The sequence below is a fragment of the Streptomyces sp. NPDC029122 genome, from assembly GCF_055569445.1.
Genome location: NZ_JBVHWK010000002.1, coordinates 290,532 through 308,932 on the forward strand (window position 1 = coordinate 290,532; position 18,401 = coordinate 308,932).

General features: G+C 73.0%; 17 protein-coding genes. 5 read left to right on the forward strand and 12 right to left on the reverse strand.

Annotated features, from left to right (window positions below):
• Positions 1–12: 12 nt before the first annotated feature.
• The 8 genes from ACZ4WZ_RS03730 to ACZ4WZ_RS03765 form a co-directional block, all read right to left on the reverse strand.
• On the reverse strand, positions 13–1,218 hold the full coding sequence (locus ACZ4WZ_RS03730) for a cytochrome P450 (RefSeq protein ID WP_467884639.1): 1,206 nt from the start codon (positions 1,216–1,218) through the stop codon (positions 13–15).
• Complete coding sequence (locus ACZ4WZ_RS03735) at positions 1,215–2,546, reverse strand: aminotransferase-like domain-containing protein (RefSeq protein WP_467884641.1); 1,332 nt, start codon at positions 2,544–2,546, stop codon at positions 1,215–1,217. Before ACZ4WZ_RS03735 ends, ACZ4WZ_RS03730 begins: the two co-directional genes overlap by 4 nt.
• Positions 2,543–4,057 carry a (3,5-dihydroxyphenyl)acetyl-CoA 1,2-dioxygenase DpgC gene (gene dpgC / locus ACZ4WZ_RS03740; RefSeq protein ID WP_467884643.1) on the reverse strand — a complete coding sequence of 505 codons (1,515 nt, stop codon included), beginning with the start codon at positions 4,055–4,057 and terminating at the stop codon, positions 2,543–2,545. Before dpgC ends, ACZ4WZ_RS03735 begins: the two co-directional genes overlap by 4 nt.
• Positions 4,050–4,841: an enoyl-CoA-hydratase DpgB gene (gene dpgB, locus ACZ4WZ_RS03745; protein WP_467884645.1), complete on the reverse strand. Its 792-nt coding sequence runs from the start codon at positions 4,839–4,841 to the stop codon at positions 4,050–4,052. The genes dpgC and dpgB overlap by 8 nt, the downstream gene beginning before the upstream one ends.
• A 53-nt stretch (positions 4,842–4,894) precedes the next feature.
• Complete coding sequence (gene dpgA / locus ACZ4WZ_RS03750) at positions 4,895–5,980, reverse strand: 3,5-dihydroxyphenylacetyl-CoA synthase DpgA (protein ID WP_467884646.1); 1,086 nt, start codon at positions 5,978–5,980, stop codon at positions 4,895–4,897.
• Positions 5,977–7,146, reverse strand: a complete 1,170-nt coding sequence (locus tag ACZ4WZ_RS03755; protein ID WP_467884648.1) for a glycine amidinotransferase — start codon at positions 7,144–7,146, stop codon at positions 5,977–5,979. The genes dpgA and ACZ4WZ_RS03755 overlap by 4 nt, the downstream gene beginning before the upstream one ends.
• Positions 7,143–9,134: a RiPP maturation radical SAM C-methyltransferase gene (locus ACZ4WZ_RS03760; protein WP_467884649.1), complete on the reverse strand. Its 1,992-nt coding sequence runs from the start codon at positions 9,132–9,134 to the stop codon at positions 7,143–7,145. The genes ACZ4WZ_RS03755 and ACZ4WZ_RS03760 overlap by 4 nt, the downstream gene beginning before the upstream one ends.
• 94 nt (positions 9,135–9,228) lie before the next feature.
• Positions 9,229–9,342 (reverse strand): pheganomycin family RiPP precursor, encoded by a 114-nt coding sequence (locus ACZ4WZ_RS03765; RefSeq protein ID WP_467884651.1) that lies wholly within the window; start codon positions 9,340–9,342, stop codon positions 9,229–9,231.
• Positions 9,343–9,610: 268 nt separating this feature from the next.
• Between ACZ4WZ_RS03765 and ACZ4WZ_RS03770 the strand changes: the two genes are divergently transcribed.
• Complete coding sequence (locus ACZ4WZ_RS03770) at positions 9,611–10,924, forward strand: preATP grasp domain-containing protein (RefSeq protein WP_467884653.1); 1,314 nt, start codon at positions 9,611–9,613, stop codon at positions 10,922–10,924.
• A 104-nt stretch (positions 10,925–11,028) separates the two neighbouring features.
• A complete protein-coding gene (locus ACZ4WZ_RS03775; protein ID WP_467884654.1) occupies positions 11,029–11,439 on the forward strand; it encodes a hypothetical protein in 411 nt (136 codons plus the stop codon).
• A gap of 52 nt (positions 11,440–11,491) precedes the next feature.
• Here ACZ4WZ_RS03775 and ACZ4WZ_RS03780 read toward each other — a convergent pair whose 3' ends face one another.
• Positions 11,492–12,973, reverse strand: coding sequence for a hypothetical protein (locus ACZ4WZ_RS03780; RefSeq protein ID WP_467884656.1), 1,482 nt, complete (start codon positions 12,971–12,973; stop codon positions 11,492–11,494).
• A 373-nt stretch (positions 12,974–13,346) separates the two neighbouring features.
• Between ACZ4WZ_RS03780 and ACZ4WZ_RS03785 the strand changes: the two genes are divergently transcribed.
• Positions 13,347–14,078, forward strand: coding sequence for a DUF4839 domain-containing protein (locus ACZ4WZ_RS03785; RefSeq protein ID WP_467884658.1), 732 nt, complete (start codon positions 13,347–13,349; stop codon positions 14,076–14,078).
• Positions 14,079–14,176: 98 nt separating this feature from the next.
• Positions 14,177–14,914, forward strand: a complete 738-nt coding sequence (locus ACZ4WZ_RS03790; RefSeq protein ID WP_467884660.1) for a VOC family protein — start codon at positions 14,177–14,179, stop codon at positions 14,912–14,914.
• Between the two features lie 105 nt (positions 14,915–15,019).
• Here ACZ4WZ_RS03790 and ACZ4WZ_RS03795 read toward each other — a convergent pair whose 3' ends face one another.
• From ACZ4WZ_RS03795 to ACZ4WZ_RS03805, 3 genes are read right to left on the reverse strand one after another with little or no spacing between them, the layout of a single operon-like run.
• Positions 15,020–15,358: an STAS domain-containing protein gene (locus ACZ4WZ_RS03795; RefSeq protein WP_467884662.1), complete on the reverse strand. Its 339-nt coding sequence runs from the start codon at positions 15,356–15,358 to the stop codon at positions 15,020–15,022.
• Positions 15,355–16,641 (reverse strand): PP2C family protein-serine/threonine phosphatase, encoded by a 1,287-nt coding sequence (locus tag ACZ4WZ_RS03800; RefSeq protein ID WP_467884664.1) that lies wholly within the window; start codon positions 16,639–16,641, stop codon positions 15,355–15,357. The genes ACZ4WZ_RS03795 and ACZ4WZ_RS03800 overlap by 4 nt, the downstream gene beginning before the upstream one ends.
• The gene (locus ACZ4WZ_RS03805) at positions 16,641–17,444 is read right to left on the reverse strand and encodes an alpha/beta fold hydrolase (RefSeq protein ID WP_467884666.1); all 804 of its coding nucleotides are present in this window, start codon (positions 17,442–17,444) and stop codon (positions 16,641–16,643) included. The genes ACZ4WZ_RS03800 and ACZ4WZ_RS03805 overlap by 1 nt, the downstream gene beginning before the upstream one ends.
• A gap of 176 nt (positions 17,445–17,620) precedes the next feature.
• Between ACZ4WZ_RS03805 and ACZ4WZ_RS03810 the strand changes: the two genes are divergently transcribed.
• On the forward strand, positions 17,621–18,361 hold the full coding sequence (locus ACZ4WZ_RS03810; protein ID WP_467884667.1) for a restriction endonuclease: 741 nt from the start codon (positions 17,621–17,623) through the stop codon (positions 18,359–18,361).
• Positions 18,362–18,401 lie beyond the last annotated feature (40 nt).

An 18,401-nucleotide genomic window follows, 5' to 3' on the forward strand; every position in this document is an offset into this window, starting at 1 on the left:
GGGTACGGGCCCTCACCAGGCCACGGGCAGCCGGTGCACCCCGTAGAAGCCCATGTCCTCCCCCAGCGGCACCTCCGAGGGCGGCACGGCCAGCTTCAGCCCGGGGAAGCGCGCGAACAGCGCGGGGAACGCGATCCGCATCTCCGTGCGGGCCAGGTGCTGGCCGATGCACTGGTGCGCCCCGTGGCCGAAGGCGAGGTGGCCGGAGGCCGCGCGGGCGAGGTCGAGGCGGTCGGGGTCGGCGAAGCGCGCCGGGTCGCGGTTCGCGGCCGACAGCGAGACCGTGACGGACTCCCCGGCGCGCAGGGTGTGCCCTTCCAGCACGACGTCCTCCACCGGGCAGCGGGGCACCCCGAAGTGGAAGATGGTCAGGTACCGCAGCAGTTCCTCCACCGCGTTCCCGGCCAGGGACGGATCGTCCGCCAGCCGCGCCGCCTCGCCCGGGTGGGACAGCAGAGCGAACGTGCCGAGCCCGAGGGAGCCGGCGGTCGTCTCGTGCCCCGCCGACAGCAGGAGGGCGCCCACGCCGGCGACTTCCGCGGTGGACAGCTCGCCCCCGGCGGCGAGCGCGCTCAGCAGGTCGCCGCCCGGCACCCGGCGCCGGTGCCGGGCCAACTCGGTGAGGAAGACGTCCAGTTCGGCCATCGCCGCCGCGGCCTCGGCGGCGGTCGCGTCGATCCTGAAGAGGGTGGCGCTGTTGCGCTGGAAGGAGTCGCGCTCACCGTACGGCACGCCCAGCAGCTCGCAGATCACCAGGGAGGGGACGGGCAGCGCGAAGGCTTCGACGAGGTCGGCCCGGCCGCCGAGGGCGGCCATCGCCTCCAGGTGCTCGCCGACGATCTGCCCGATGCGGGGCGCCAGGGCCCGCGTACGGCGGGCGGTGAACCAGCCCATGAGCTGCCTGCGCAGCCGTGTGTGGTGGGGTGCGTCCATGTCGACCAGCCAGCCCGGCAGGGCGGGGCTGCCGTAGAACGGGTCCGTTCCCGGCCGGGCCACCGGTACCCGCTTGAGCTCCGAGCGCGCGCTGAATCGGGGGTCGGCGAGCACCCGGCGGGCCGCCTCGTATCCGGTGACGAGCCATCCGAGGTGGCCGTCGGGGTAGCGCAGGCGGCTGACCGGGCCGCGGGCGCGCAGCGCCGCGAGCTCCGGCGGCGGGTCGAACGGGCGGTCCCGGTCGCGGGCGGTGGGGTGGACGGGAACGCTCCGGCCCCCGCTCACGTCCCGCTCCCCGCCCTCGCGCCCGCTCCGGTCCGCGGCCGGGCGTGCTCCCTGAGGAAGGCCCCGAGCCGCCGCACGCCCTCGTCGATCTCCTCCGGATCCAGGTAGCTGCACGACAGCCGCAGCGTACGGGTGCCCCCGCCGCCCGGGTGGAAGGGGGCCATCGGCGTCCACAGCACCCCGTACCCGGCCGCGGACGCCTCCAGCAGCCCGGCGTCCGCCGGCACGGGCAGCCGCATCCGTACGAAGAACCCGCCGCCGGGCCGGTTCCACTCCACCCCCTCCGGCAGCCCGGCCGCGCCCTCGCGGTCCAGCGCCCGCAGCAGGTGGGCCAGGTTGCGCCGGTACAGCACGGACCTGGCCCGGCTCAGTTCGGCGAGCGAGCCGCCGTGCTCCAGCAGCATCCCGGCGATCAGCGCCTGGCACACGGGCGAGGTGTTGACCGTGACGGCGGTCTTCAGCCGCGCCAGCTCCGCCGCGAGCGGGACGGCCGCGGCCCCGCCGGCGGTGGACACGGACTGGTCGGCGACGACGTAGCCGACGCGCGCCCCGGGGAAGCACACCTTCGCGAACGTTCCGATGTGCACGACCCGCCGCCCGCCGTCCAGGGCCTTCAGGGCGGGCAGTTCGGTGCCCGGGGGAGCGGTGAACCCGTACGCGTTGTCCTCCAGGACGAGGAAGTCCTCCCGCGCGGCCAGCTCCAGCAGCCGCGGCCGCCGCCCGGCCGCCATGCGGGTGCCGCCGGGGTTGGCGTAGTCGGGGGCGACGTAGCACGCGCGGATGCGGCGGCCGGAGCGGCGGGCCGCCCGGCACGCCCCGGCCAGCGCGTCGACGTCGAGGCCGTCGGCGTCCTCGGGAACGGGCACCACCCCGGCGCCGAGCAGACTGGCGGCGCTGGTGATGCCCACGAAGCACGGATCGGAGACGGCCACCAGGTCCTCGGGGGAGGCGATCAGGGCGCGCAGCACGAGGAACATCGCCTCCTGCGCCCCGACGGTGATCACGAGCGCGTCCGGGTCGGCGTCGATGCCCTGGTCGCGGCGGAGGGCGTCGGCGACGATCCCGTTGATCAGGCCGCGGGCCGGCCCGTACTCGTACAGCAGCCGGGCCGCCCGGTCCGGCCCGAGGCCCGTCGCGGCCGCGTGGGCGGTGAAGCGGTCCAGGTAGCGGGCGGTGTCCAGGCCTTCGTACGGGGCCGGATGCGGGGCGCCGGGGGCGAAGGAGAGGGCGTCGGGGTAGCGGCCCATGATCTCGTTGAGGAAGCCGATCGACTCCAGTACCGGGTCCTGGAGCGAGGCGTGCAGCGCCTCGCGGGCGAGGAGGGTCATGCCGGGGCCCGTCCGGAACGCGCCGAGTGCCGCTCGGTCTTGGCCAGTACGTCGGGGCTGTGGATGCGGCGGGCCTGGACGACCGCGAACTCCGCCAGGTAGCCGCGCAGCAGCTCCAGGGGCTCCTCGGCCAGCGTCAGCATGGCCCGGTTGGCCGCCACGGCCGGTCCGGCCAGCTCGCGTACGGCGCGCTCGGCGGCCGCGTCGAGCGCGGCGGCGGGCAGCACCTCGTCGACCAGCAGGGCGGCCGCCGGGTCGGAGGTGTGGATACGGCGGCCGGAGAGGATGATCTGCCGGGCCGTGCGGGCGCCGGTGAGCCGGGTGAGCCGCAGGTTGCCGAGGCCCGGGACGATGCCCTCGTCGGCGGCGGGCAGGCTCAGGAAGGCGCCCTCCTCGGCGATGACGCGGTCCAGGACGAGGAGGAGCTGCATGCCGCCGCCGATGGCGAACGCGTCGACGACGCCCACCCACGGCTTGCCGGCCGTGGCGCCGCCGGCGGCGGCCGGTCCCTCGCGCAGCAGGCCGCGGGCCAGCTTGTTGACGTAGCCGAGCTCCCGGCCGAGGAGGAACTCCACGAACGGGATCCGGCCCGCGTGCAGCTCCTTGAGGTTGATGCCGGCGCTGAAGATCCGCCGCCCTGCGTGGCGCGGGTGGGTGACGGGCCCGCCGCGCAGGACGCCGACGCGGATCCGGTCGTCGAGGAGGGCCACGTCGACGGCGGTTTCGAGGTCGGCGATGAGCCGGTTGTCCTCGGCGTTGAGGCAGTGGCCGTTGCGGAAGGTGACGTACGCCCCCTCGCCGCGGCGTTCGAGCAGCACCGCGGGCAGCTCCAGCCGGTCCGCGCGCCGGAACTCCGCGAGGCGTGCCGCCGAGCCCGGCGCGGGCCGCAGCATGCTCTCGATCAGGTGCGTGCCCGCGGTGGGGGAGCGCAGCAGGGCCCCGAAGAAGATGCCCTGGTCGATCTCGCGGCCCTCCTTGTGCGCCTGGAGCCGTCCGCGCTCCTCGGCGAGTCGGGCGGCGTCCGGTACGAGTCCGGGGAAGCGTACGGCGGCCTCCGCGGCCAGCTCGGGCAGCCGGGGCCGCCGGGTCCGCCCGGCGGTGAGCTCGTCGTAGACGGCGTCGGCGTGGCGGGCGAGGAAGGCGTGCCGGGCCGCCCGGCAGTCCTCGTGGAGGCCCTCCGCCCGCTCGGCCTCGGAGGCGGTGCGGTCGGGGCGGGGCGGCAGGAGGGCGAGCCTCCGCTCGGCGTCGGCGGCGTGCCCGGCGAGCAGCTTGGCGTCGGCGGCGAGGTCACCGCAGAAGCCGGGGTCTCCGCCCGAGACGGCGGGTTCTCCCGAGACGGCGGGGTCTCCCGAGGCGGCGGCGTCTCCCGAGACGGCGGGGTACCTGGAGACGGCGGGGTCTCCTGAGACGGCCGGGTCGACGGAGGCGGCGGAGGCGTCGCCGGCGACGGCGGGGGAGCCGGGGCCGCCGGCCGGGATGCCCGCCTCCCGGCGCCCCGCCCGGTCATTCACCAGCCCCTCCCGCCGTGTCGCCCGGCTCCGCGGCCGCCGCGGCCGCGGACGCGGCCAGGCGCCGCAGTTCGCGGTCACAGGCGGCGAGATGGGGGCCGAGCGCCTCGTCGAACTCCAGGCTCTGCGCCTCCAGCAGCAGCTGCCGGCGGATCGCGAGCTCCCGGTCGGAGATCCGGCCCATCAGGACGGCCGCCGTGTGCGCGGCCTCCTCGGTGTCGTCCGCGAGCTGGTCGATCAGGCCCAGGTCGCGGGCCCGCACGGCGTCGATGTCGTCGCCCCACAGCACGATCTGCCGGGCGCGGGCCGCCCCGAGCTGCCGGGATATCCGGTGCACGGCCATCCCGGGCCAGAAGTGCCCGTCGTTGACCGGCGCGAGGAGCCGCAGGTCCGGCGACCCGATCCGGTAGTCGCTCACCAGCAGCAGGTCGAGGGCGGGCCCGCCGCAGGCCCCGGAGGCGACGGCGATGCTCAGCGCGGGCAGCCGCTCCAGCCTCCGCACGGCCCGCTCCCAGCGGTTGATCTGCTGGATGTCCACCTGCCCCGGCCAGGCCCGCGCCCCGGCGGGCGCGTCCGGCAGCCGCAGGAGGACCACCGAGCCGTCGGCCCGTGCCTCGGCCCGGTCGCAGGCGCCGGTGACCGCGGCGGTCAGCTCGGGCAGCGGCTGCCGGGCGTCCAGCTCCACGGTGGTGCACAGCCCGCCCGCGGGGCCGTCGGGCACGGTCCTCGCCGTGCCGTCCGCCGGTTCGCCCTCCGCGGGCGGCGGCAGCGTGTCGTGCGTGCGCATCGCAGTTCCCTTCGTCGTCGTGCCGCCGCCCGCCGTGCGGCCCGGGGTGCGGGTCACCACCGCGCCAGCGCCATCTCGATCGTCGAGCCGGGCCCCATCGTCATCAGCACGCCCAGGTCGCCCGGGCGGACCGAGCCTTCGGACGCCAGGCGCTGGTAGGAGAAGAGGAAGGAGCCGCTCGACAGGTTTCCGTGGTCGCGCAGCACGCCGGTGGTGTGCCGTACGTCGTGCCGGGTCAGCCCGAGGTTGACCCGGACGGAGTCCACGACCTTCTTGCCCCCGGAGTGCACCACCCAGTGGCCGATGTCCGAGGCCAGCACCCCCGTGCCGTGCAGCAGCCGCCCCAGCGCCTCCTCCGCGTGCGCGCCGACGACGTACGGGATCTGCGGGTCCAGCCAGAAGCTGAACCTGCCGTGCCCCTCGTCCCAGTCGTAGCGCATGGCGTCGACGGCGTCGGGGATGATCCGGCTGGAGAACCGCAGCAGGGCCGGTGACAGCACCCCGCCCGCATCCGGACCGCCGCCGCCGGGTGCGGTGACGGCGACGGCGGCCGCGCCGTCCCCGAAGAGGCTGTTGACGACGGAGGAGCGCATCGTGCCGTCGAAGACGTACGCCGCCGAGCACACCTCCACGCACACCAGCAGCGCCAGCTCGCCGGGGTGCGCGCGGGCCCAGCCGGTGACCGCGCCCAGGGCGTTGAGCCCGGCGTTGCAGCCCATGCCGACGACGTCGAGGCGCGAGCAGCCGACGTCGAGGCCCAGTTCCTTGATGAGCAGGGCGGAGAACCCGGGCGTCAGGAAGCCGGTCGACGTCACGCAGCACAGGTGGCGCACGTCCGACAGCCGCGCCCCGGTGTCGGCGAGGCAGTTCTCGATCGCCCGCCGCCCCAGCAGCAGACCCTGCTCGGTGTGCTTGCGCAGGAGTTCGCCCTGCGACTCCGCCGCCCGAGAGCCGTCGGGGCCGGCGGCGGGCAGCGTCAGGCCGCGCCGCTCGATGGCGCTGTTCAGGAAGAGCGAGCGGACCCGGGGATCGGTGACGGCCAGCAGGTCGAGCAGCTCGCGCTGGCTGTAACTGGTGTCGGGGACGGCGGTGCCGACCCCGGTGAGCCGGGCGGCGCACCCCGTGTCCGGCAGGCTCATCCGAGGTAGTCCTCCAGCCCGCCTTCTCGCACGGTGTCCAGCGTGAAGCAGTGGAAGCCCCCGCCGAACAGCCGCCGGTGCCGGTGCCGGACCGGGACCGCCGTGAAGCCGTGCTTCTCCAGGGTCCGCGCCAGCTCCGGGCAGGCCTCGTTGACCAGCACGGTGTCGGGGCCGGCGGACAGCACGTTGAGGTCGATGAACGGGCTGGTCAGCACCAGGTCCTCGTCCTCGTAGCGGGGGAAGTTGTCGCTCTCCGGGGCGGGCGCGACGATCCGGTCCCACGTCCGCAGCGCCTCGGGCAGCTTCTCGGCGACGGCCTCCGAGCGCACGAGCAGGGTGCCGGGCCGCAGCGCGAGGACCATGCTGTCGATGTGGCTGTCGCTGAGCCGGTGCACGCGGTGGATCCGGAACCGGTCGCCGACGTGCCGCTCCAGCCAGTCGCAGGCCAGCGCGTGGTGCGCGGTGGAGACGTTGACGACGAGGTCGCGGCCGAGCCGCAGCACCTGCGCCCCGTCGAACATCATCTCGAGGCCGACGTCGTAGGGGGAGGGGCTCGGGGTGCCGATGGGCTCGGTCGGGCCGCCGATCGTGCTCTCGCGGGCGTAGTCGAGGTCGAACGACGCGTCCGTCATCAGGGGACGCGGCATCACCGTCCAGCGGGCGCCCCGCGCGAAGTACCGCTGGAACACCGGCGTGAGGAACTGGGTCTCGAAGTAGCGGGAGCGGATCATCGGCGGCGTCTCGATGATCTCGTCGCCGAGGATCAGCGTGTTGTCGCGGATGTTCAGCGGCGGGACGACGGAGGCGGACCAGGCCGGGGTGCGCACCTCGCTCGTGCCGGGGTCGAGGTCCATCGGCCGGAGCACGGTGACCCCGAGGCCCCTCAGGGCCGCCGCCATCCCCTCCAGGTCCTCGACGAGCTCGTCCACGTAGCGCTGCTTGATGGGCACCCGCCCGCGGCGCGCCCCCTCCGGCCCCGCGTCCCCCTCCCCGCCGACGGTGAGCCGCGGGTAGTACCACTCGGAGCGCGTGGAGTTGTCACCGGCGATGTTGTCGTGGAAGAAGAGGTCGAAGGACAGCTCCCGCTCGTGGGAGGTGTAGTGGGCAGCGGAGCCGAGGACCACCTCCTTGAGCGGGGACCATTCGTCGAAGCTGTTCAGCGTCATCGTGAGCTCCCTTGCTCGCTTGAAGTGCCCGTCGCCGTACGCACGGGCAGCGCGGGCAGCCCGGACCGGAGCGGCAGCGCCAGGGAGAGGTACTTGCCGTCCTCCTCCAGGCAGATCCCGTGCGCGACGCAGGAGGCCAGGAACTCCTCGGCGTCCGGCAGCTCCACGGCCCGGCCGTCCGGCCACGTACCGCCGCCCAGCTCCCGGTGGACGCGGGCGGCACTGCGCGGGGCGTCGCCGCAGAGCTCGTACGCCTGCGCCCGCCACCCGGCGAGGGTCGTCTTGCGGCGCCGGCCGCCCCGCGTGTCGAACAGGGTCAGCCAGTCCGGCCCGCGCCGGTACGTGAGGGTGGGCCGGTCTGCCGAGGCCCATTCCCGCCCCCACGCCTCGACGGCCTTGGCGAGCTCGGCGACGGCGTCCGGGGAGGCGGTGTCCGGCGCCCGGTAGTCGAAGAAGTACGCGATGCGGCTGTGGTCCAGCCCGGGGACCGGGAACGCCAGCCGGTAGGCGCTCTTCGGCGTGATCTCGCCCATCCCGAAGGAGGGGTCGGTGAAGTACGGGCTGAACCGCTCCAGCCAGATCCGCCCGACGCCGGCGGGCGGCTCCAGATGGGTCAGCAGCGGTACGAGGGCGGCCTGGCCGGTGTAGTCCTCGTCCGTCTCGCCGGGGAAGCCGGCGAGGAGGTTCCAGTCGACGCGGACGCCGTAGTAGTGGGCCCACTTGAGCAGCCGGACGTTGAGCAGCCGCGAGGAGCCCTTCCGCATCAGCCCGAGGACGTGGGTGCTGAGGCTCTCCAGCCCCGGCTGGATCTTCCACACCCCGGCCTCGGCCAGCAGGCGCACCTGGTCCCGGGTCAGGTTCGCCTTCACCTCGAAGAACAGGGCGGTGTCCCACGGGGCCCCGCGCAGCCCGGAGCAGAAGGTGTCGAGGTAGGCCATGTCGAGGATGTTGTCGACGGCGTCGACCGCGAGGACCCGGTGCCGGCGCATCAGCTCCTCCAGCTCCGCCAGCGCCCGCGCCGGGGACTTGGCCCGGTACTGCATGCCCAGCGCGTTGAGCCCGCAGAAGGTGCAGTGGTGCTTCGCGCCCCACCAGCAGCCGCGGGAGAACTCCACCAGCAGCCGCTGCGTGTTCCGGCCGATCACCCGGTCCCGGCCGAGGGCCTCCAGGGCGGTGAAGTAGTCGTCGTAGTCCGGTACGGGCAGCTGGTCCATCTCCCGGGTGCGGACGCCGGGGGAGGGCGTGGTCACCCGGCCGTCGGAGGTGCGGCCGCAGACGCCCGGGAGGGCTGCCGGGTCGGCGCCCCGCGCGACGGCCGCCGCCAGCCGGGGGAGCGTCACATCGCCCTCGCCGACGACCACGTAGTCGATGAAGTCGAAATTCCTCAGGTACTCGGGCCCCATGTCGCCGTCGTAGTTCGCGCCGCCGAATACGATGACCAGATCGGGGCGGGCTTCCTTCAGGCGGCGCGCGAGCGCCAGCGCGGCGACGTTCTGGATGAAAGTCGATGTGAATCCGACGATGTCGAGTTCCGGCCAGATGCCACGGGCGGCGAGTTCGTCCATCCACGCGGGGAGGCGGCGGCCGCGCAGGTCGGCCACGGCGTCCCAGTCCGCTCCCGCTGCGGCGCACATTTCGGCCACTTCGGGGAAATGCAGCCGGTAATCCTCCACGTCCTCGGTCACCCCGAACGCCGCCGTCCCGAAGAGCCATTCACCGAAGAGGTGCACCCGTTCGGAAGGGGCCTCGGTGATGATCTCGTAAAGGTCCTTTCCCAGCTCGGCGGCCAGTTCCAGATTCGGGTAGAAGCTCCGCGCGTTGTGGCCGAAGGAGCGGAGCGCGGCCTGGAGCAGCCCGCACTGGATGGAAGGGGTGTCGGTGCGCGCCCACGGCATGTTCACCAGCCCGATCCGCAGCGGTCTCGCCGGGACGCAGTCCGGCGGGAACAGGGGCTGGCCGATCAGTTTCAACTCACCGCCGCCTGACACGATTCCTCCGTACGTCCGCTCCGGCAGGCCGGACCCCTCCCCGGCAGGCGGGGAAGGACCCGGGTCGCGCACTGGTCGGTCCGCTGGCTCAGTCTCAGTCCTTGACGTTGCTGGCAGAAACGATGCCTACGTCCTTCACGTTGCTGTCCGAGACGATCTCCGCGACATCCGCGTCCTCGATCTCGGTCCAGAGGATTTCACGCTCCATGGTTCACCTCCTTCCTCATATCCGGACATGAGATTCCGTCGGTGAACGGTCAACGATCGTACGAACCCCTCCAGCGGGGAACAAGGTGGCGATCCGGCCACCGGAGCATCCGGCCGGCCGCTCCCGGCCGATTCCCATGGGGCATTGGAGGCGGAAGAGGCGCTCTTGACGCCGCCTCACACCGCTTTTCACAATTGGCCGTCCAGCCGGGCCGAAATCCTTCGCCCGCCGCCGGAAAGGGCACTGCGACCACAGGGAGTATTGCCGGATGCTGCGACTGCTCATCGGAAACGACTGGAGCGAGGAACTGGAGGAGCCGGCCGGAACCGGCTGGGCCGTGCAGCGCCTGCTGTGGTTCGCCCGCGACGGCGACGTCCTCGTCCTGCCCGTCCCGCCCGAGCAGGAGTTCCTCTCCTACGTCACCTCCCTGACGGGCACCCGCCGGGACACCCTCCAGATCGTCGTCCCGCCGCCCGGCCGCACCGGCACCGGCGCCCTCACCGCCGACCGGCTCACCGACCCCTCCTTCATCGCCGAGCTGCGCAAGAGGACCGCCGGCCGGCCCGTCGACGAGGTCTTCGCCCTGTGGCCCGACGCCGCGGTCGCGGCCGCCGCCGATGCCCTGGGCTGCCCCGGAGCCCTCGAAGGGCACGCCTTCCTCACACAGAGCGGCGGACTCCTCGGCAGCAGCAAGGCCGTCTTCCGCGCGCTGGCCGCCGGCGTGGGCGCCCCCCTCCCGGACGGCGCGGTCTGCGCCGATCCGCGGCGCGCCGAGGAGCACATCGTCCGCCTGCTGGACGGCGGCAGCCCCGTCATCCTCAAGCAGGACTTCGGCTCGGGCAGCGACGGCAACGAGATCCTCGGCCGCACCGGCGACGTGGACCTGCGCGGTGCATGCGGCGTGCGCGCCCTCCCCGACCGGGCGGCGGTCACCGCGTACCTCGCCGAGCGCTGGGACTGGCTGACCGTCGGCGGCCGCGACCGGGTCGTCGTCGAGCGGTACCACCCCGGCAGCCGCGCCTACTTCGCCGAATACTGGATCTCCGACGCGGGCATCCGGCTCGGCGGGCACGGCGAGATGCAGTACCGCCCCCTGCCCAACGCCCAGGTGATGCCCGCCCCGGACCTGACCGCCCCCCAGCTCGACGCGCTCCTCGACGGCGGACACCGCATCTCGGAGGGCCTGCGCGCCGTCGGCTACCGCGGCATCCTCAGTGCCGACGCCGTCGTCACTCCGGAGGGCGACGTCCTCTTCACCGAGTACAACGGCCGCGCCACCGGCTCCACCCACATCTACGAGATCGTCGGCAAGCGGGTCGTCGGCCCGGGCTTCGGCACCGACCGCATCCTGCTGGAACGGGTGTGGCCCCGGCACTGGGAGGTGCCCTCCTTCACCGCCGCCCTCACCCGGCTCCGCGAGTCCGGCCACGCCTACGACCCCGCCACCCGCCGCGGCGCGATCATCCTGGCCGCCTACCACCCGGGCCGCAAGGGCGTCATGCTCTGCTTCGCGGACGACACCGTCGAGGCCGCCCTCCACCGCGAGGAACAGGTCGCCCCGCTCTTCACCCCCGCCTCCTGACCGGCCCGGGCGGGGAGCGGCCCCTGCACCCGGCCGGATCACCGGTCGGTCTGTCCGCGCTCTGCTGCTGAAGGCAGCGGCACGCATAAGATGCGGGCATGGGCATGGGGAAGATCATTGAGGATCTGGCGGAGGAAGCCGAACGGCAAATCCGCGATCAGGCGTGGGACCTGTCGCCCACCGACCGTACCGTCGCCGCGAAAGCCGCCGCGGACCTCCACTCCGCCATCGGCACTCCGCAGTCCCGGCGAACCATGCCCGAGGTCGACCGACTGGAGCACCTGCGGGAGGCGCTCGCCGTGGTGGCCATCGCCCTCGCCCACGTCCACGGACGCTTGGCCTGGTTCCTCGGCGCGGCTGCCACCGCGCTCACGCCGGTCCTGCATTGGCGAGCTCTGCCCGCCGGCGACGGCCCCACCTTCGGCGCCGTCCAGCCGGCCCCCCAGGAGTACACGGAAGCCGAAGACGCGATCCGCCGGCTCCAGAGGACCCTCGCCGGCATCCACACCGCCTGACACCACCCGGCTCGCGGGGGAGCGTTCCCGCCGGGCACGTCCGTTGTCCGGCTCAGCGTTCGACGCCGGCGACGTCAAGGAGCTGGTGCATGAGGTCACAGGGCAGCGCGTGGTTGCGGGCCGCTGTTCGCGCCATGCCCCGCGCGGTGGCGCCGAGGAGTTCGACGAGGCGTGGAAGCGGCAGAAGAGGGTGGGACGCCGCGTGATGTCGGACCATGTCGTTCGGATCGTGGGAGAGGTGCTCGACGAGTTCCGGAACGGCGTGCGGGTCGCGCAGGGCGGCGTACCGCAGTCGGTGGTCCGGGTTGTCGGCGAACCGGGCGAGGCCAGGTCGGGCGAAGTTCCGACGGGAGGTCAGCAGGACCCACCTTTCTGAGTCGAGGAGCATCTCCACGAGGAGTTCGTGCGGGGCGTGGTCGTGCTCGCAGAGCATCGCCCTGACGTAGTAGTCCTCGTCGGTGGACAGCCGCTCGATCACATCGGCGGGAAGTTGGGGGGCACGGGTGACGCCCCGCCGCAGCATGACGTGGCCGGAGGCCGCGATCTCTCGCAGCGCATCGGGGTCGTCGAAGTGCTCCTCGACCCAGGGCGGGACCGGGTAGCGGTCCTGCGGGGCGGTGTAGTCGATTGCTGTCCGCTGTTCCTCGGTCAAGTCCGCACGCATGGAGACGGCAAGGCGCACGTTTGGCTCGGGGTCAGTGGCCAGTCCGAGGGCGAGGGGCGTGGGCACGTACGGGTTCATTGCGGCCCATTGACGTAGAGAACGGTCCTCGTGGGTGGTGAGGAAGGCTGCCAGGTCCGCGTCGACGGGTGCGTCGACGACGGCGGCGAGACGGCGGTCCTCGTCCGTTTCGGCGAGGAAGGCATCCACCGTCGTCGGCGGGGGCGTCATGAGGCGGGCGACGCGTTCGAACGCCTCGCGTACCCGCGGGTCGGGGTCGGCCCCGGCCGCGGCTCGGACCGCCGGAGGCAGTCTGTGCCAGGTTCGGGAGTTGATGGCGGCGGCCCGGACGCGGGCGTCGCGGTCCGCGGCCAGCAGGATCAGGCTCTTCTCCGGCAGACCCACGAGTTCAGCCGCGATGCTCCGCAGCCCGCCGTACCGGCTGGTCGCCAGTCGGACGACCACCTCCGTCGGCAGTTCGACAGCGAACGCTTGAGCGATCCGGAGCATGCGGCGTTGTACGGTCGGGTCCGCATCCTCGGCCAGCGCTCCGTAGACCTCCGTCGGCAAGCGGGTATTGCCCACCAGGAGCTCGCGGACTTCCGGGTCGGGGTGTGCGGCGGCGGCCATCGCCGCGGTCGGCGACACGTCGCGCTGTCCGAGCAGGCTCCAGACCTCGGACCGAGGACCCAGTGTGAACAAGCGACGCAGTACCGAGTCCGGGGCCGCGTGGTTCGTCGCGAGCCCCGCCACCCATTCCCCATGGAGGAAGGCGTCGGCTTCGAGCAGCCGCAGGGCATCGGCGCGCATCGATGCCGTCGCCTCCGAGAAACCGAACGCGACCTGTGCCGGCTGATCATCCGTGTGTGCCATGAAGTGATCATCTCAAGTCTCGCCGCGACTGCGGCCGTTCAGGGCTGGGCGAAGTCGCTACTGACAGGCCGTTTACCGATGACCAGCAGGGTGACGGTGTGTCATATCGGACCTTTCCGGTCCGGCTCGAGTGGATCAGATCGAAAGAACAGGTGTTCAGGTTGAAGAAATTCAAGGCTGCTGTCGTCGCCATCGCCATCGCCACCGTCGTGGGGCTGGCCGCGGCCGTCGCGCCGGCTCAGGCGGCCGACACCTGCAGTGCGGGGGGCGGCGGCACGTACATGTGTGGCCCGCAGGGCGGAGCCGGCCGCGGAGTCACCTATGCTCGCGAGGCAGCTGGTACGAACAGTTCGTTGAGGGGGCGCGGAGCCGCATGGCCGACGAGATCAAGTACGAGTACAAGACCGTGCGGACACTTCGCGGCGCCGAAGGCTTGGTGATCTCGAAGATGCAGAAGGACGGCTGGGAGCTCGTGGAGCGGACCCAGGGCGGGCTGCGCTCCACCCTCGACTTCCGCCGGCCGAAGAAGCCCCTGCCGCGGGTCCTGATCGGCGCCGCGGTCGGCGGCCTCGTGGTCCTGGCCGTCGTCATCGGCGTAGCCGCGGCACTCGAGGACGACGGCGAGAAGAAGGACGGGTCGAACAAGCCGACCGCGGCCACGGCGATCCCAGAGCCCTCCACCACGTCGACTCCGACCACGGCCGGGCCGACAGCCGCTGAGGTGATCACGCCTCAGAACAACCCGGAGTTCGCGGCGCTGCTGAAGACGCCGGACTCCTGCGACCGGACGAACGCGGACTTCGCGACCAAGTACAAGGGCAAGACGGTCGCCTTCGACGGCTCGATCGTTCACATGGCGCCCCACGGCGACAACCACACCCGCTACGACGTGCTCCTGGGCCCGGGCGACCAGGGAGCGAAGACGGGGATCGGTCCGGCCTTCAAGTACGAGGACGTCAACGTCCTCGGCCTGAAGCTGACCGGCCGGAACACCCCCGCCACCGTCGGCGCGGGCGACAAGTTCCGCTTCGTCGCCGAGGTGGGCGAGTTCAACGCGAAGACGTGCCTCTTCTTCCTGGCCCCGGTCTCGACGGAAGTCCGGTAGTTCAGAGGGCGGTTCGTGACCGCGCGGTTTCGACGAGGACGATCGAGGTCAGTGCCGGGGCGGGCACCTCTGAGCGCGGCGGCTTCTAGGATCTGCGCATGGCAACAAGACTCGTGCAGATCAACATGAAGGCCCACGACGACGTCGCGCTGGGTCGGTTCTGGGCGGAGGCACTCGGCTGGGGTGTCGACAGCGAGGGACCCGGTGTGACCAACCTCGAACCCGTGGGCTTCCACTACCCCGACCCCGTGGCCGTGTGCATCGACATCATCGCCCGCCCGGAAGTCAAAACCGTGAAGAACCGGGTGCACCTCGATCTGGCCACCGCCTCGACCGCCCATCAGGCGGCTCTGGTCGCGCGCTTGCGGGACCTCGGTGCGACGCTCGCCGACGTGGGGCAGGGCGACGTCCCCTGGACGGTCATGGCCGACCCGGAGGGCAACGAGTTCTGCGTCCTGGAGCCCCGCCCGGTCTACGAGGACACCGGGCCGGTCGCCGCGGTGGTGGTCGACTGTGCCGACCCGCGGGAGATGGCCCGGTTCTGGGGGCAGGCGATGGACTGGACGCTGCACGAGGTCACGGACGACAAGGCGACCATGCGCTCCGGCAAGGGTGTCGGTCCCTACCTCGAGTTCCTCCGCACCCCCGACACCAAGAGCGGGTGGAACCGCGTCCACCTGGACGTCTGCCCCTACCCCGGTGACGACGTGGAAGCAGAGGAAGCCCGACTGCGCGCCTTGGGCGCCACCGACCCCGGCATCGACCAGTCCGCGATCCACTGGACGGTTCTGGTCGACCCGGAAGGCAACGAGTTCTGCCTCCTCAGCCCGCGCTGACCTGGAACCTCACCGAACCGCCCGCCTCACCCGTCAGGGGGCATCGCTCGGTATCGGGCGAGGGTGCGGAGGCGTCCGGCGGCCGGCCGTCGCGCCCGGGGGCGGTCAGGGACGGGTGGCGGAGTCGGCGTCGGGGTGGAGGGGGAAGACCTGGTCGAGGCCGACGACGCGCAGGATGCGCAGGGTGTTGGCGGGGACGGAGGCGAGGGCGATGCCGGCTCCCGCGGCCTGGGCGTGGTTGCGGGCGGCGAGCAGGGCGGTGATGCCGCTGGAGTCGCAGAACTCCATGCCGCTCAGGTCCAGGACGAGGCGCTGGCCCGGCCGCAGGGTGAGGGTCGTGACCAGCGTCCGCAGCTCGGTGGCGGTGGCGTAGTCGAGGTCGCCGGTGATCTCCAGGACGGGACCGGTTCCGGCGTCTCGGGTGATGATCTTCAGCGGCTTCATCTCGGGTTCTTCGTCGTAGGTCCGGCGGTGGGGACGCCGAGGGCGAGCAGGGCGGTGTCATCGTCGAGGCCGTCGCCGAAGTCGTCCAGCAGGCCGGTCAGGGCTTCGACGACGGCTTGCGGGGGCCGGCCGGCGTGCCGGGCGGCGAAGGCGCGCAGGGCCTGGTCCCCGTACAGCTGCGTGCGGTCGCTGCCGGTACGCGCTTCGGTGAGGCCGTCGGTGTAGAGCAGGAGGGTGTCACCGGGACCGAGGGTGGTGGTGGCCGAGGTGAAGCGGGCGGCGGGCAGGATGCCGACGAGCAGGCCGCCGGGGGTGGGCAGGAAGTCGGCCGTGCCGTCGGCGCGCAGGACCAGGGCGGGCGGGTGGCCGCCCGACGCCAGGTGGACGTCGGCCTGCCCGGTCGCGGGGTCGGACTCGACGGTCCCGAAGACGGCGGTGCAGTAGCGCGGGTCCCCGCCGGAGTACCGCTCGTGGAGCACCTGGTTGAGGGTGGTCAGGGCGGACACCGGGTCCGGATCGTGCAGGGCGGCGGCGCGCAGGGTGTAGCGGGTCAGCGAGGTGACGGCGGCCGCCTGGGGGCCCTTGCCGCACACGTCTCCGAGGAAGAAGCCGAAGCGTTTGCCGTCCACGGGGAAGACGTCGTAGAAGTCGCCGCCGAGCCGGTCGGGGGAGGCGGTGCGGTAGTGGGCGGCCGTCTCCATGCCGGGCAACGGCGGAAGCGTGTCCGGGAGCAGCGACTGCTGGAGCACGGCGAGGGCGTCCTGCAGCCGGGCGCGGTCGGCCTCCGCCTGACGGCGCGCCTCTTCGGCCGCTTCCCGCGATCTCAGAAGCTCTTCTTCGTAGGCGCGGCGGTCCCGGGCGTCGAAGACGGTGGTACGGATCAGCAGGGGTTCGCCGGAATCGCCGTGCTTGACGACGGAGGAGACCAGTACCGGCATCCGCCCGCCGTCGGCCCGGGCGATGTCGAGGGCGATGCCGCCGATCTCGCCCTGCATCCGGAGCAGCGGCGCGAAGTGCGTCTCGTGGTACAGCTTGCCGCCCACCGTCAGCAGGTCGGTGAACCGGAGCCGGCCCACCACCGCCTCCCGCTCCAGGCCGAGCCAGCCCAGCAGGGTGGTGTTGATCTTCGCGATGGTGCCGTCCATCAGCGTGGACAGGTATCCGCACGGCGCGCTCTCGTACAGCTCCTCCGCACTGCCCTCGAGCAGCGAGGCGAACACCGCGTTCGACGCCTGCTCGTCCCCGGCGTCAGACGGGTCCGGCTGCTGCCCGACGCGGCACATCACCGCAGGCTCGCCAGGAAGCCGGTGATGGCCTCGTTGGTGGCTTCGGGCGCGGACAGGTGCGGGCAGTGTCCGACCGCGTCGAGCGTGACCAGCTTCGAGCCGGGGACCGCCCGGTGGACGAAGGCACCCACCTCGCGGGGAGCGATGGCGTCCTGGGTGCACTCCAGTACCAGCGTCGGCACCCGCACCCCCGGCAGGTCGTCCCTCGAATCGGAGAGGAAGGTGGTACGGGCGAACACGCGCGCCATCTCCGGGTCGGTGGCGCAGAAGCTGTTCTTCAGCTCCTCGGCGAGCTCCGGCCGGTCCTCGTTCCCCATGATCACCGGGGCCATGGCCGCCGACCAGCCGAGGTGGTTGGACTCCAGGGAAGCCAGCAGCTCATCGATGTCCCGTGCGCTGAACCCGCCCCGGTAGTCCCCGTCGTCGACGTACCTCGGCGACGGGGCGACCATCACCAGCGACCCGATCCGCTCGGGGGCCGCACCGGCCGCCAGCACCCCGATCATCGCGCTGACCGAATGCCCCACGAACACCGCGTCGCGCAGGTCCAGTTCCTCGCAGATCTCCACCACGTCCCGGGCGTACCCGTCGAGGGAGGCGTACCGTTCCGCCGAGAACGCCGACAGGTCCGAACGCCCCGCGCCCACGTAGTCGAAGAGGACCACCCGGTACTCCCCGGCCAGGGCGGGAACGGTGAGCCGCCACATGTGCTGGTCACAGCCGAACCCGTGGGCGAGCAGCACCGTCCGGCCCCGCGGGTTGCCGGTGACGGTGACGTTGTTCCTGCGAACGATGTCCATACCCGTCAGTCTGGCAGGCGCGGACCGCGCCCCGGCACGGCCCCCTCGGACCGCCCCGCCCCCCGGTGGCGGCCGGGATCACACCGACGGGTCGTCATGCACCGCTCATGATCCGGGCGGGAGGGGGAACACGGCCGTGACCGGCCGCAGGGCGGGCAAGGAAGGGGAGGCGCCGCATGAGGTCATCGAGGGCGGGCGGGAAACGGGACCGGCCGCGCGCGCCGCTCGCGCGGGACGTGGTACTCGCCATCGGACTCGTCGGGACCGGCGTCGGCGGCCTGGCCGCCTTCGCGCAGGCCGTCGGAGCGGCCGGCACCCGGATTCCGGTGGTGCCCGTGGTGCTGCTGGTCGTCCTGGCGGGCGCGACGGCACTCATGGCGTGGAGCGTCCAGCCCTTGCGGGCCCGCCCCGCACCGTGTCGCGGTCGCGGCGCGGACGTTTCGCCCGCGGGGGCCGGACCCGGCCTGCCGGACGTGACGGCCTCGGCGCTGGACCACGAAGCGGTCGACGCCGACGGCTTCGAGCACACCGTCGCCGCGCTCTGCGCGCGGGACGGCTGCACCCCGGTGGAGGTGTGCGGTGGAGCGGGCGACCTCGGCGCCGACGTGCTCGCCACGACCCCGGACGGCCTGCGCGTCGTGCTGCAGTGCAAGCACTACGGCGCGGACAACCGGGTCAGCTCGCCGGAGCTGCAGCGCTTCGGCGGGACGTGCTTCGCCGTCCACGAAGCCGACGTGGCCGTCTTCGTCACCACCAGCTCCTTCACCACGCCCGCTCTGGAGTACGCCGCCGCCTGCGGCATCGTCTGCGTCGACGGCGACGCGCTGGCGGCCTGGACGGAGCTGGCGGCGCCGCCGCCCTGGGAGCCGGCGGGCAGCCGCCCCGGTTCCGCCGAGGCGGTGCCGACCGACCGCTGACGCGGCCGCGCACCGGTGGGCCGTCCAGGCGACGGAGGGG